Origin of the sequence: Pseudomonas sp. UMAB-40 (assembly GCF_900095275.1) — a bacterium.
Taxonomy (GTDB): domain Bacteria; phylum Pseudomonadota; class Gammaproteobacteria; order Pseudomonadales; family Pseudomonadaceae; genus Aquipseudomonas; species Aquipseudomonas mandelii_B.
In genome coordinates this window covers 1-12,023 of the sequence record NZ_LT607553.1, presented here as the reverse complement: position 1 = coordinate 12,023, position 12,023 = coordinate 1, and the positions used below count along the sequence as shown (strand labels likewise).

Genomic DNA, 12,023 nt, shown 5'->3' with positions numbered 1-12,023 from the left:
AGGATTGTTATGAAACCTCATCCCCTGCATAGACAAACAACGCAACCTCCCGATGGAATCTATCCCTTCCCGGAGCTACCGCTGAGCCTTGGATTCCCCTCACGGGTCGATTTCGAGATTATCTACAACGCGAATGGATTGGCGGTGGCCATCGTAGCTCTGCGCGAATTTCCACAGATCAGCCGAATCTGCCGCGTGTCGGGGCATCTCCTGCCTTATCGCCATCGACATACCCGGCAACTGGCGCCTGGTATCCACGTCTACGACCCACACTTCAGCGGGCTGCTGAGTCACTCTTGCGACGCCAATGTCTTTTTCGACATGAGCGAACTTTGGTTGTGGGCACTGACGGATATTAAGAAAGGCGACACCCTGACGATGGATTACGCCACGACCGAAGATAAACTGCTGCGCCAGTTCGCCTGTCAGTGCGGGTCCCCGTCGTGTCGAGGCTGGATCTGCGGCTACGACGAATCGCCGAACGCCGACGGCCAGTTGTATTTCCACCACTGGCGTCGGCGCAGCCTCTGTTGAACCGTTTTACAGCGTTTCGACCGGACGCAGTCGGTACTGCGGCGGCAATTGCTCAAAACCGCTGATGGTCGTGTTCAGGCTTTTCCAGCGACCGTCCTTGATGCCATAGATACAACCGTGGATCGACAGGTTCTGCCCGCGATGCCAGGCGTTTTGCACAATGCTGGTATGGCCGACGTTGGCCACTTGCTGGATCACGTTGAGCTCGCAGAGACGGTCGACCCGCTCTTCTTCAGTCGGCAACTCGGCCAGTTCTTCGCGCTTTTCGTAATAGAGGTCACGGATCGAGCGCAGCCAGCCGTCGATCAGGCCCAATTGGCGATCTTGCATCGAAGCCCGTACACCGCCGCAGCCGTAGTGGCCTGTGACAAGGATGTGTTTGACCTTGAGCACGTCGACCGCGTACTGAATCACCGACAGGCAGTTGAGGTCAGTGTGCAGCACCACGTTGGCCACGTTGCGGTGGACGAACAGGTCGCCGGGCAGCATGCCGACGATCTCGTTGGCAGGCACCCGGGCGTCGGAACAGCCAATCCACAAGTATTCTGGCGTCTGTTGGCGAGCCAGCTTGGAGAAGAAGTCCGGATCTTCCTGCTTGATCGCCTCGGCCCAGCGTTCGTTGTTATCAATCAGATCTTGTAATTCGTTCATGCTGTAAAGCCTCAAGAATGATGCGCTGGTTTGACAGACAACCGCCCGTCGGGGTCACGCGCTTGATGCAAGTAGTGCCGGTGGAATTCTCAGGGGTTCGGTGGGTCCACCGTAGTAAGGCCCACAGTATGAGGAATTGCCATGACTGATTCACGACGTCCTTTCGATGCGGTGCAACCCGAGCCCATCGACGACAACGAAGACCGCATGGGTTCGATGCACGAGCTGGATTTCGACGAGGCAGAACCCAGCGCGAAAATTGGCGACGAACTGCCGGAAAACGAGCGCGAACGGCTGATGCCTCGGGAGCGTGTGCGTGAAGCGGGCATGACGGGGGCCTCGACCGATGACCATGAGTCTACCGATGATGACATGAGCCCGGAAACGTTGATCCGTGAAGACGGTGCGCGGGATGCCCATGAGGCCGGTGAAGGCAATCAGGCGGATTGGGATTTGAGCATTGTCGATGAAGACGATATTGGCGGGGGAAATGGGCTGGATGAAGAGGAACTGGCGCGGAAGGATCCGATGGATGGTAATCGGTAATCGGTAATCGGTAATCGGTAATCGGTAATCGGTAATCGGTGATGTCAGTCAGGACGCCTTCGCGGGCAAGCCCGCTCTCACAGGTTTTTGTGTCGGTCACAGAGTTTGTGTACAACGCCGATCCACTGTGGGAGCAGGCTTGCCCGCGATGCTTTTAAAGCGACTCAGTCAACCAAGGTGCAGGCCATGACCACGGCATCTTCTCGCCCACCAACGGCAGGGTAATAATCCCGACGACGCCCAATCTCGTTAAACCCGTAACGCTCATACAACCTGAACGCGCCACGGTTGCTGTCGCGCACTTCCAGAAAACACTCCCGCGCCTTGGCGTCATACGCCCGGGACATCAAATGTTCCAGCAGCGTCAACCCCAGGCCACGACCCTGATTCTCGGGCTTGACGGTGATGTTGAGCAGATGCGCTTCATCCAGAATGATCTGCACCACGCCGTGCCCGACCTGTTGCTGACCTTCGAACATCAGCCAGATCTGGTACTTGCCCAGCCCATCCAGAAAAATCCCGCGGGTCCAGGGGTGGCTGTACGCCGCGTATTCGATTTTCAGTACAGCGTCCAGGTCCGCCTCGGTCATCGGGCGGAACGATACAGCGTCACTCATTCGATTCTTTCCAGCGCGCCATCAGCCGACGCATGGCTTGCCAGACATCAGCCTTACGCTGTGGCTCTTCCATTAATAATTCCAGGCCCGGCAGGGCCCAGACCGAGCCCAGGCCTTCGACCTGGAGTTCACGGTTGAAGGATTCGGCGTTCGCTTCACCGGCAAAACGCACCGCTGGCAGGCCGATCAGCCACACGCAGACGCACGGAGCGTCTTCCAGTCGGGCCGAGAGAAAACCTTGCACGAAATCCCGAGCAGCCTCCGGGCCTTGATCCATGGTGCCCCGGACCAGCAGCGGCCAGCGTACCGGCTCACCGATGATCTGCGGGCTGTCCGGCAGACCGGCGGCGCGCAGCATGTCCTTGAGCAGCAGATAAGCAGGATCGCGGGTCTGGAACGTTTCGCCTGTGGGTAACTCGACCAGCAGCAGGCAACGCCCAGCCCTCAGCAACTGCAGGGAAAAACGCGGTGGCGGCACTTGCACAGCCTTGGCGACGACCGGCGCGGCCTCTTCTTCGACCTTGGCGTTCGTGCGCGTGCTGGCCAACGAGGGGCGCGGCACCTCGATTTTCACCCGTTCCGTCGGCGTCACTACCGGCGCAGCGGCGGCGTTGGCGGCAGGCGCTGGCGCAGAAGCAGGCACCACCGGCGCGACGACCAGCGGTTCCGGCACCTCCAGCAGCTCGGGACGCGAGGGCGCAGCAAAGGGCAATTCGGTGCGCGGCAGCCAGTTGACCACCTGCATGGCAGTCAAATAAGCGCGGCGACGGGACTCGATTAGCAAAGGTCGGCCACTTGTGGATAACTAAAGTGCGCTGATTCTACCGCCCTTCGCTCAAGATCGCCCGCGCTTGATCGATACTCTTTCCCTTAGAAACAGCTACAGCCCGTCCCGAGAGTGAATCGCATCGGTCCTGATGCAGTACAATCGCGGCTTTTAATCGCCAACCAGCCGGCCATTCCGATGATCGAACCCAAGCGCGTCTTGCGCGCCCTCGCTGAACACTGGGCACTTCTGGAGCCACTGTGCGAGCACTTCGACCAAGGCACATTGAGCCTCAACGAACTGCGTTCACAGTTGGCCGCCCAGCAACTCGACAGTACGCCGCAGGACATCACCAGCCTGCTGGACGTGTGGATCCGCCTCGACATTCTGGTTCCTGTGGCGAAAAGCCCGAACCGTTTCGAGCTCAACGCGCAAATCCACGACTTCCTCGCTTACTTGCGCCGTGAGCACCGTCTGGGCCTGTGCCTGGAGATCGAAGCCTATCTGCGCCACCTCGAACGCCTGGCCGGTTACATCCAGGACGCCTTCGACATCCGCGACGGCCACGACCTGGCGCGGCAATTGCGCCTGCTCGACATGCGTGTGCGCGACGTGCTGAAGAAACTGGCCAACGACGAACAGGCCTTGGTGGCCGTCGCCGAACGTGCCAAGACCAGCGACCGGCAGATCCCGCTGCGTCAGCGTTACGCCGAAGTACTGGCGACCTGGGACGAATACGTCGAGCCGATGATTCAGCTGGTGAACGCCGACGGCGCCTTCGAGCAAGGCGTGCGCAAGGTCGAGAATGTGCTGCTGCGCATGCTCACCGAACAACAGCGCCTCGGTCACCTGGTCGATGACGACATGCTGCTGCGCACCCACGCGCGCATCCTCGAAATGCAGACCAGCGCCCAGTTGACCCTGCGCCATGCCCGCGAGTTGTTGCTGCCGCTGCGTGAAGAGGCCCGTCGGCATAACGCCGTGACCCGTGGCGCGGCGCTGGCCTTGTCGGCCATACGTCGCAAAGGCATCGATGCGGTGCCGCAAGCGGCGATGCCGATGTTCACTCGGCCACAAAGCACGTTCCTCGGCAGCGCCAGTCAGGTCGAAGCCTACGTTTATGCGCTGGCCCGATTCGAACCGAAACCGGCGCGCTTCCCCAAAGCCCACAAGACTCAGAAAGGCGAAGCCCCGCGCGCGCCACGCACGGTTCGCGAAATGCTCGAACGCTGCGAAGACGCCCTGCCGATGCCGGACCTGATGACCTGGCTGCTGGAGCAGGAACCGGACGGCGCCACCGACGAATTGCTGTACTGGTTCTCGCGCCTGTCTCGGGAAAAACGCTTCAAACGCGAGCGTCTGGAACGCCGCGATTACCACACTCACGAGCATCAGGTCAGCCTGCGCTCCTTCGCCCTGCTCTCGGCCCGCGACACCGCCGCCGAGGATTCTGCGAGCATCCCACATGCATCTTGATCTATCCGAACTGTCCCAGCTTGCGCCGATCTTCCGCGAACTGTTCAAGGGCTACCACGTCAGCCGCCGCGATCCGGAGCTGTACGCGCAACTGTCGAACTTCCAGGACCAGTACCGCACGCTGTTCAGGGCGCTGGGCTATGAGCTGGTCTGCGACACCCGTGGTTTCTACTACTTCGTGCCGGACCTGGCCGCTGCGGCGGTGAACAAGACAGCGCAGCGTCTGGCGCTGTTCACCTTCATCCTCGTCGAGCATCTGGCGGATCAGGGCCGAGACCCGGTCGCCGTGCTGGATGGTGGCAGCCTTGGCCGCGATGAATTGCCGTCCTTGCTGGAAAAATACCGCGACCTGTTCATCCAGGCCGAAGTGCAGACCGTCGAAGAACTCGAAGAAAAAATCATGCGCCGCATGACTCAACTCGGTTTTGCCGGTGAAGAAAACGGTGTCTACCGTTTCCTGCCGCCGATGCACCGTTTCCTCGATGTCTGCCTGTCGGTCCAGCAGGATCGCGATCTGGCGGCCAGCCTGCACAGCGTGCTGCCTCTGCCAGTCCCGGTGTTGATCGACGACGACAGCGACGAAAAATTGCTGCAAACCGATGATCCGCTCGATCTGAGCGACTTCGAAGAAGAAAGCGAAGAAGACGCCATGGCCCGCGCCATTGCCGAAGAACAGGAGACCGACGCATGAGCAAGGAACGCTACGGCATTCGCCGCTTTGCCCTTTTGAACACCGCCGGTTACAGCCTCGGTCTGTTTCCGCTGGAAGAACCGCTGTCGGTCTACGGCGCGAACAACCTCGGTAAATCCGCCTCGATCAACGCCTTGCAGTTCCCGATCCTGGCGCGCATGTCGGACATGAGTTTCGGCAAGTACAGCCTGGAACAATCCCGTCGTTTCTACTTCGCCTCGGACACCAGTTACATCCTGGTCGAGGTTTCGCTGCCCCACGGTCCGCACGTGATCGGCGTGGTCGGCCGTGGTCCGGGCGGTGGTTTCGGTCACCAGTTCTTTGCCTACGCCGGCAAACTGGATCTGGCGCATTACCAGAAGAACGACACCTGCCTGCGGCAGAAAGAGCTGTTCACCAACCTTGAGCGCGAAGGCCTGAAAGCCTACGAGCTCAAGCCGGATGAACTGCGTCGCTTGCTGGTCGGCGGTCACACGTCGATTCCGCTGGACCTGACCCTGATCCCGCTGCGCTCCACCAGCGAGCAGAGCCTGAAGACTTTCCGCGCGTTGTTTATCAACTTGCTGCACATGCGCGAAATTACCGCCGCCAAGCTCAAGCAGCTGTTCCTCGATGCGTTTGAACACAGCCTGCGTTCCGGCAGCGTCGATTACATCGCTGCGTGCGAAGAAGCGTTCCGCGATGTACGCCGCATGGAGCAGGACTACAACTCGCTGGTCACTGCCGGCCCGTTGGTTGAAGCCCTTGCAGCCGGCGTGACTCAGCGCAATATCCTGCGCGGCAAACTGCACCGCATCTCGCCGCTTCTCGATTCCCTGCTTGGCACCTGGTCGGACTACGCCAGTGCGCGCAAGGAAGAGCTGACGATTCAGGCCGAGCACTACCGCAACGAGCAGGACGCGCTGCAAAACGATCAGCGCGGCGGCACTCAGGAATTGATGCGCCTGGAACGGGAAATCACCGGCATCCAGCGCTGGCTTGGCGAACTGTCCGCGCTGAAGAATCGCTTCGCTTTGGTCGATGACGTCAAAGTGCTGGAGCAACAACTGCTCGCGGCCAAGGACGCGCACGACGAACTGGCCGGTGCGCTGGCCCAGTCGCGGCAGTTCAGCGCCGAAGACCTTGAAGAACGTCTGCGGGATCTGGAAAAACGTCTGAAGTCGGTGAAGCAGCAACTCGATCACGCCGACAACAACAGCTACGCCCGACTGCGTGAAGAGTTCTCGCAACAGGACGTCGAGCGCCTGATGCGCCTGTTCAACAGCGCGCTGTTCAGCTTGCCGCTGGGCGAGCATGGCATCACGCTGGACGACGATGGTCAGTGGGTCAAATCCCTGGAGCTGATCCTCGACGGCTTCAAAGGCGAGCGCTTCGAAGTACCAGGTCTGGCCATCGACATCTCGCACATTGAGCCACCAGCCCTGCAAGCCTTGGCCGACCGCGCGGCATTGCGCGATCAGAAAGACCGCCTGGAGAAAGAGCTCAAGCAACTGAAAACCCAGGCTGCCGTGGTCGCCGACCGCGCGGCGAGCAAGACCCAGACCGAAGCGCTGTACCAGCAAGTGCTGGATGCGCAGAAAGCCCTGGAAGATTTCCGGCGCGCGCAAACCCTGAGCGCCGAGGAAGGCGACAAGCTGGAACAACTGGCGCAGATGGAAGCGGCGCAAGACGAGTTGAAACGCTCGAGCGATGCCTTCACCGAGCGCGTCCAGCAACTGTCGGCCAAGCTGCAACTGGTCGGCCGGCAGATCGGCGACATGGAAGCCAAGCAGCGCACCCTCGACGACGCCCTGCGCCGCCGTCAGCTGTTGCCGGCAGACCTGCCGTTCGGCACGCCGTTCATGGACCCGATCGACGATTCCATGGACAACCTGCTGCCGTTGCTCAACGACTATCAGGACAGCTGGCAGGGTTTGCAGCGCAGCGATGGCCAGATCGAGGCGCTTTACGCGCAGGTTCGTCTCAAGGGCGTGGCCAAGTTCGACAGCGAAGACGACATGGAGCGTCGCCTGCAACTGCTGATCAACGCTTACGCACACCGCACCGACGAAGCCCTGACCCTCGGCAAGGCGCGCCGTGCGGCGGTCACTGACATCGCCCGGACCCTGCGCAACATCCGCAGCGACTACGACAGCCTTGAGCATCAACTGGCACTGTTCAACCGCGAGATCAACAAGCGTCAGGTCTCCAACCTGCAGAGCTTCCGCATCGTGCTCGCGCCGAACAAAGAAGCGCTCAAGCACATCGACCAGATCATCCACAGCGCCGGCCAGTACGAAGAAGGCGAAACCCTCTCCGTGTTTGACTTGAGCCAAAGCGCCGATCAGGACAACAAGAACGAAGAAGCCAAGGAGTACCTGGCGCGGCTGGTGGCGGCGAACCACAACCAGCTCGGCCTCAAGGACTTGTTCGAACTGGCCTTCGAGATCACCAAGGTCAATGGCCAGCCAGTTATCCACACCGACATCGACGGTGCGGCTTCAAACGGCACCACGATGACCATCAAGGCGCTGACCAACATGTACTTGTTGCTGCACTTGATGGACCGCGACCAGGCTGGTCGCGTGCGTTTGCCGTACTACCTCGACGAGGCGGCGGACATCGACGAGAAGAACCAGGCAGCGTTGCTGGAAACCAGCCTGCAACTGGGCTTCGTGCCGATCCTGGCGAGTGTGAAGCCGCAGGTTTGCGCCAGTGTGGCGATTGACCTGGAAGGTGGCAGCGGGCCGAACGGGATCTACATTGACGAGGCGGACTGGAAGTACATTCGCCGGCATGATGAGGTGAAGGCTACCGTTAACGTTGAAGCGGACGAGCCGGAGCTGGATGCGGTTTGAGTTAAACCGTCAGATACGAAAAAGGCCGCGATCCAATGGATCGCGGCCTTTTTCATAGCGTGGGATTTGTAGTGGACTTCAGGGCCTCTTCGCGAGCAAGCCCGCTCCCACAGGATCTGCGGTGTCAATGCAGTTTATGCGACACCATACATCCCTGTGGGAGCGGGCTTGCCCGCGAAGGCGCCATGAAAGACGCCAATAAACTACTTGCCTATAGAAATCTTCGGCGCCCAGGTCAGCCATTCATCTTCAAACTTGTCGAACAGCGGGAAGGTTTGCTCAGCCCGCGCCGGGCTGCCCATGCGATCGCCGTCCGGGGTGGCGAAGGCAATGCCGCCCTGAATCAGCGTCTCCAGCGATTCGGTACGGACCGTCGCGCCTTTGAACAAGCCGTAGTCGAACCCGAAACCGCTGGTGTTCCAGAAACGCGTGCCGCTGCGCACCAATGGCGCGTATTTCGGCTCGATCAGAATGTGCACCAACACACGGTCAGCGGTCTGGCCCAATTCATAACCCGTCACTTTGCCCACGGTGACCTCGCGGTACGTCACCGGCACACCGGTTTTCAGTGAACCACGGCGAGCGGCGCTCAACACCAGACTCAAACCGGCTTCTTGCCTGGCTGATTCCGGTGGTGTGGCCAGGGCGACGAAGTTCTTCTGCGGACCCAGATTCTTCGCTGCCGGCTGCACTTCGATGTATTGGCCAGTGACCAGCGTTTCCAGGTTAGAGGTCTTGATCAGGCCCAACTCAGGCTTGACCACCCAGAACTGACTGCCAACCCGGGCAATGCGCTCCGGCACTTCGGTGATTCGTGCGGTGAGCATCACCGATTGAAGGTCATCACTGAGGTCGACATCTTCGATCTTGCCGACATCCAGGCCTTTGAATCTCACGGGGGTGCCGCTGCGCAAGCCATCGGCGCGCTCGACCTTGATGGTGACCACGGTGCCTTTCTGATTGGCTTCGTCATGGTTAGCGAACAGACGGAAACGCGGGATCTTCTTTTGCAGCGGGGCTTTGGCTTCCGGTGTTTCAAAGGCGATGCCGCCGGCCATCAGGCTTTGCAGCGACTCGCTTTTGACCTGGATTCCACCGGTCAGCCCGCCGGTGAGCGTGATGCCACTGGCATTCCAGAAGCGTGTCGAGGCATTGACCAGACCCTCGTATTCCTTCTCGATGTGGACACCGATCACCAACTGTTTTTTGGTACGCGAAAACTGATAGCTCTGGACTGAACCGACCTTGACCTGCTTGTAGAGAATCGGGCTGCCGACCTCCAGTGAACCAAGGTTTTCGGTGAACAGCACCAGGTGCAATCCGGGTGCGCGCAAGTCGAGCGGCGGTGGCTTCGGCCGTGCCACAAACTCGCGCTGCGGTGCGGCCCCCTTGTCTCCCGGACGCACGGCGATGTAGTTGCCTTTGACCAACGCTTCGAGACCGGTGATACCAGCCAGCGAGATCGAGGGTTTGACCACCCAGAACTGAGTGCCTTCAACCAGATAATCTTCTGCCAGTGGATCGAGGGTTAATTCGGCGGTGGCACTGGATAGATCTGGATCGATCTTGAGCGCTTTCAGATTGCCGACCTGGATGCCTTTATACATAACCGGTGTGCGACCGGCCTGCATTCCTTCGAAGTCGCTGAGTTTGACCTTGACCCGAATACCGGCGGCCGCTGCATCGAAATCCTCATAGAGACGGAATGGCAGACTCGGATCGGTGGGCGGGCTGTCCTTGCGGTTCTCCGGCGTCGCGAAGGCGATACCACCGGCAACAATGCTGGCCAGAGACTCGCTGCGCACTTTCACGCCGGACAGGTTGGCGTCGATGCTGATGCCGCTGGCGTTCCAGAAACGTGTGTGTTTGCGCACCAGATTGGCGTAGGTAGGCTCAATGAACACTTTGAGTTCGACTGTGCTTTGGTCTTCCGACAGCAAGTAGCTTTTGACCTGGCCGACCTTGATCTGTTTGTAGAACACCGGGCTGCCGCGATTCAGTGAACCGAGACGATCAGCCTTGATGGTGAGATGCAGACCGGGCTGGGAGTCCGAGAGAGGTGGTTCTTCAGCCAGAGCCTTGAACTTGCGGGTAGGCTCGCCCTCGCCGGGGCTGATGGCCACGTAATTGCCGGACACCAGCGTTTCCAGTCCGGTGATACCGGCCAGGGTCACGCTCGGCTTGACCAGCCAGAAACGGGTGCTCGTCTTGAGGTATTGCTCAACGTCCTTATTCATCTCGACGGTGGCGATCACCCCTTTGGAGCTGCCTTCGTCATCGAGCTTAAGGGTTTTCACCTTGCCGACTGGCATACCCTTGTAGACGACTTCAGTCTTGTTGGCCTGAATGCCTTCTCCGCTTTCGAAACGCACCTGTATTTCGATGCCAGTTTCGCTGTAGGCACGCCAGCCGAGCCAGCCGCCGATGATCAAGGCGATCAGGGGCAACACCCAGATGGCAGACCAGTTCGAAGCCGGTCGGGTTTTAGCTGTAGGCAAATCAGTCATGGTCGTCGTCCGACTCCGTGTTATCCCAAATCAGTCGGGGATCGAAAGTAACTGCAGCAAGCATCGTCAAAATCACCACACTGGCGAAAGCGATGGCGCCAAGATTGGCTTCGACGCTGGCAAGCCGTCCGAAATTCACAACCGCCACCAGGATGGCGATCACAAAGATGTCCAGCATCGACCAGCGGCCGATGAACTCGATAAAGCGGTACATCCAGATTCGTTGGCGTGCCGAGAGTGGCTGGCGGCGTTGTACTGAAAACAGCAGCAGCGCGATGCCCACCAGCTTGAAAGTGGGTACCAGAATACTGGCGATAAAAACCACGGCGGCGATGGGAATCATGCCGTGTTGAACCAGCTGGATAACGCCGGACATGATGGTGCTGGGATCGCCCTGCCCCAATGAACTGACGGTCATGATCGGCAGCACATTGGCCGGGATATAGAGAATCGCTGCGGTGACCAGCAGCGCCCAGGTCCGTATGACACTGTTCGGGCGACGGGCGTGCACCAGCGCACCGCAACGGGTGCAGGACTGCTCGTCGGTGTCGGCTTCCTGCTTGTTCAATTCATGGCATTCGGTGCAAATCAGAATGCCTGCATCAATCGCCCGCATGGGCATCCTCTCCTGACAAAGCCTGCCAGACCTGATGAGGCGACATCACGACCTCCAGCCAGACCTGGACCAACAACAAACTGATAAAGCAGGCCAAACCAAGACCTACGGTAATGGCTGCCATATCTGCCAGTTTTACGATCGCCACCAGTACGCCCATGAGATAAACCTCGAGCATCCCCCAGTCCCGTAGATGGTGATAAATGCGGTAAAGCAGCAAACCATAGCTGCGTCCGATATCAAACCGGATGCTCAACAGCACGGCCAATTGGCAGAGCAGCTTGAGCAACGGGATTCCCATACTGCACAGGAACACAATCACCGAGACGCCTTGCATGCCGGTATCGAACAGACCGACAACGCCGGTCCAGACGGTGTCTTGCGACGATTGCCCGAGTAGATTGAGCTGCATGATGGGTAAAAAGTTCGCCGGGATGTACAACAACAGCGCGGCGATGACCAACGCGAGACTGCGCTGCACTACGTTGTGCCGATGGGCGTAGAGTTCGTAACCGCAGCGCGGGCACAGGGCTTTCTCGCCATGGGCGAGTTCGGGCTTGCGCATCAGCAAGTCACACTCATGGCACGCCACCAAGTCGTCCAGCGGTAATTCTGACAGCCCGGGGGCGTCAACCGGATCTGGCATAAGGGCTCTGGCTCCGAAAAAGTTGGACCTATTCTAGTGTCATGAGTCGAAAATAACTGTGCAAAATTGTGTTGTAACTTGAGGAGACTTTCCTGCGGACAAAACAAAACCCCTACCTGCATACGCAGATAGGGGT

Annotated in this window: 11 protein-coding genes; 5 read left to right on the top strand and 6 right to left on the bottom strand. The window is 59.4% G+C overall.

Features of this window, described 5'->3' with window-relative positions:
- The first annotated feature begins 9 nt into the window (after positions 1-9).
- Positions 10-534, top strand: a complete 525-nt coding sequence (locus tag K0F88_RS04715; protein ID WP_094470645.1) for an SET domain-containing protein-lysine N-methyltransferase — start codon at positions 10-12, stop codon at positions 532-534.
- A 6-nt stretch (positions 535-540) separates the two neighbouring features.
- Here K0F88_RS04715 and can read toward each other — a convergent pair whose 3' ends face one another.
- Positions 541-1,185: a carbonate dehydratase gene (gene can / locus K0F88_RS04710; protein WP_131063236.1), complete on the bottom strand. Its 645-nt coding sequence runs from the start codon at positions 1,183-1,185 to the stop codon at positions 541-543.
- A gap of 141 nt (positions 1,186-1,326) precedes the next feature.
- Between can and K0F88_RS04705 the strand changes: the two genes are divergently transcribed.
- Positions 1,327-1,731: a serine kinase/phosphatase gene (locus K0F88_RS04705; protein ID WP_094470643.1), complete on the top strand. Its 405-nt coding sequence runs from the start codon at positions 1,327-1,329 to the stop codon at positions 1,729-1,731.
- 164 nt (positions 1,732-1,895) lie between these two features.
- On the opposite strand, the gene rimI is transcribed toward K0F88_RS04705, so the two are convergent.
- Both rimI and K0F88_RS04695 read right to left on the bottom strand, forming a co-directional pair.
- On the bottom strand, positions 1,896-2,348 hold the full coding sequence (gene rimI / locus K0F88_RS04700) for a ribosomal protein S18-alanine N-acetyltransferase (RefSeq protein WP_201120507.1): 453 nt from the start codon (positions 2,346-2,348) through the stop codon (positions 1,896-1,898).
- Positions 2,341-3,093 carry an energy transducer TonB gene (locus K0F88_RS04695; RefSeq protein WP_219094611.1) on the bottom strand — a complete coding sequence of 251 codons (753 nt, stop codon included), beginning with the start codon at positions 3,091-3,093 and terminating at the stop codon, positions 2,341-2,343. The genes rimI and K0F88_RS04695 overlap by 8 nt, the downstream gene beginning before the upstream one ends.
- Before the next feature lie 219 nt (positions 3,094-3,312).
- On the opposite strand from K0F88_RS04695, the gene mksB reads away from it, so the two are divergent.
- From mksB to mksF, 3 genes are read left to right on the top strand one after another with little or no spacing between them, the layout of a single operon-like run.
- Positions 3,313-4,590 carry an Mks condensin complex protein MksB gene (mksB, locus tag K0F88_RS04690; protein WP_219094312.1) on the top strand — a complete coding sequence of 426 codons (1,278 nt, stop codon included), beginning with the start codon at positions 3,313-3,315 and terminating at the stop codon, positions 4,588-4,590.
- On the top strand, positions 4,580-5,281 hold the full coding sequence (gene mksE, locus K0F88_RS04685; protein ID WP_219094310.1) for an Mks condensin complex protein MksE: 702 nt from the start codon (positions 4,580-4,582) through the stop codon (positions 5,279-5,281). Before mksB ends, mksE begins: the two co-directional genes overlap by 11 nt.
- Positions 5,278-8,118, top strand: a complete 2,841-nt coding sequence (gene mksF, locus K0F88_RS04680; RefSeq protein WP_219094308.1) for an Mks condensin complex protein MksF — start codon at positions 5,278-5,280, stop codon at positions 8,116-8,118. The genes mksE and mksF overlap by 4 nt, the downstream gene beginning before the upstream one ends.
- 203 nt (positions 8,119-8,321) lie before the next feature.
- Here mksF and K0F88_RS04675 read toward each other — a convergent pair whose 3' ends face one another.
- Genes K0F88_RS04675 through K0F88_RS04665 form a run of 3 tightly spaced genes read right to left on the bottom strand, consistent with a single transcriptional unit; the run spans position 8,322 to position 11,887 of the window.
- On the bottom strand, positions 8,322-10,625 hold the full coding sequence (locus K0F88_RS04675) for a PqiB family protein (RefSeq protein WP_219094306.1): 2,304 nt from the start codon (positions 10,623-10,625) through the stop codon (positions 8,322-8,324).
- Complete coding sequence (locus K0F88_RS04670) at positions 10,618-11,241, bottom strand: paraquat-inducible protein A (protein WP_219094304.1); 624 nt, start codon at positions 11,239-11,241, stop codon at positions 10,618-10,620. Before K0F88_RS04670 ends, K0F88_RS04675 begins: the two co-directional genes overlap by 8 nt.
- A complete protein-coding gene (locus tag K0F88_RS04665) occupies positions 11,228-11,887 on the bottom strand; it encodes a paraquat-inducible protein A (protein ID WP_219094302.1) in 660 nt (219 codons plus the stop codon). Before K0F88_RS04665 ends, K0F88_RS04670 begins: the two co-directional genes overlap by 14 nt.
- Positions 11,888-12,023 lie beyond the last annotated feature (136 nt).

Coding starts and splice junctions, on each gene's coding strand:
- K0F88_RS04715 (WP_094470645.1), top strand. CDS start 10: ATGAAACCTCATCCCCTGCATAGACAAACAACGCAACCTCCCGATGGA.
- can (WP_131063236.1), bottom strand. CDS start 1,185: ATGAACGAATTACAAGATCTGATTGATAACAACGAACGCTGGGCCGAG.
- K0F88_RS04705 (WP_094470643.1), top strand. CDS start 1,327: ATGACTGATTCACGACGTCCTTTCGATGCGGTGCAACCCGAGCCCATC.
- rimI (WP_201120507.1), bottom strand. CDS start 2,348: ATGAGTGACGCTGTATCGTTCCGCCCGATGACCGAGGCGGACCTGGAC.
- K0F88_RS04695 (WP_219094611.1), bottom strand. CDS start 3,093: ATGCAGGTGGTCAACTGGCTGCCGCGCACCGAATTGCCCTTTGCTGCG.
- mksB (WP_219094312.1), top strand. CDS start 3,313: ATGATCGAACCCAAGCGCGTCTTGCGCGCCCTCGCTGAACACTGGGCA.
- mksE (WP_219094310.1), top strand. CDS start 4,580: ATGCATCTTGATCTATCCGAACTGTCCCAGCTTGCGCCGATCTTCCGC.
- mksF (WP_219094308.1), top strand. CDS start 5,278: ATGAGCAAGGAACGCTACGGCATTCGCCGCTTTGCCCTTTTGAACACC.
- K0F88_RS04675 (WP_219094306.1), bottom strand. CDS start 10,625: ATGACTGATTTGCCTACAGCTAAAACCCGACCGGCTTCGAACTGGTCT.
- K0F88_RS04670 (WP_219094304.1), bottom strand. CDS start 11,241: ATGCGGGCGATTGATGCAGGCATTCTGATTTGCACCGAATGCCATGAA.
- K0F88_RS04665 (WP_219094302.1), bottom strand. CDS start 11,887: ATGCCAGATCCGGTTGACGCCCCCGGGCTGTCAGAATTACCGCTGGAC.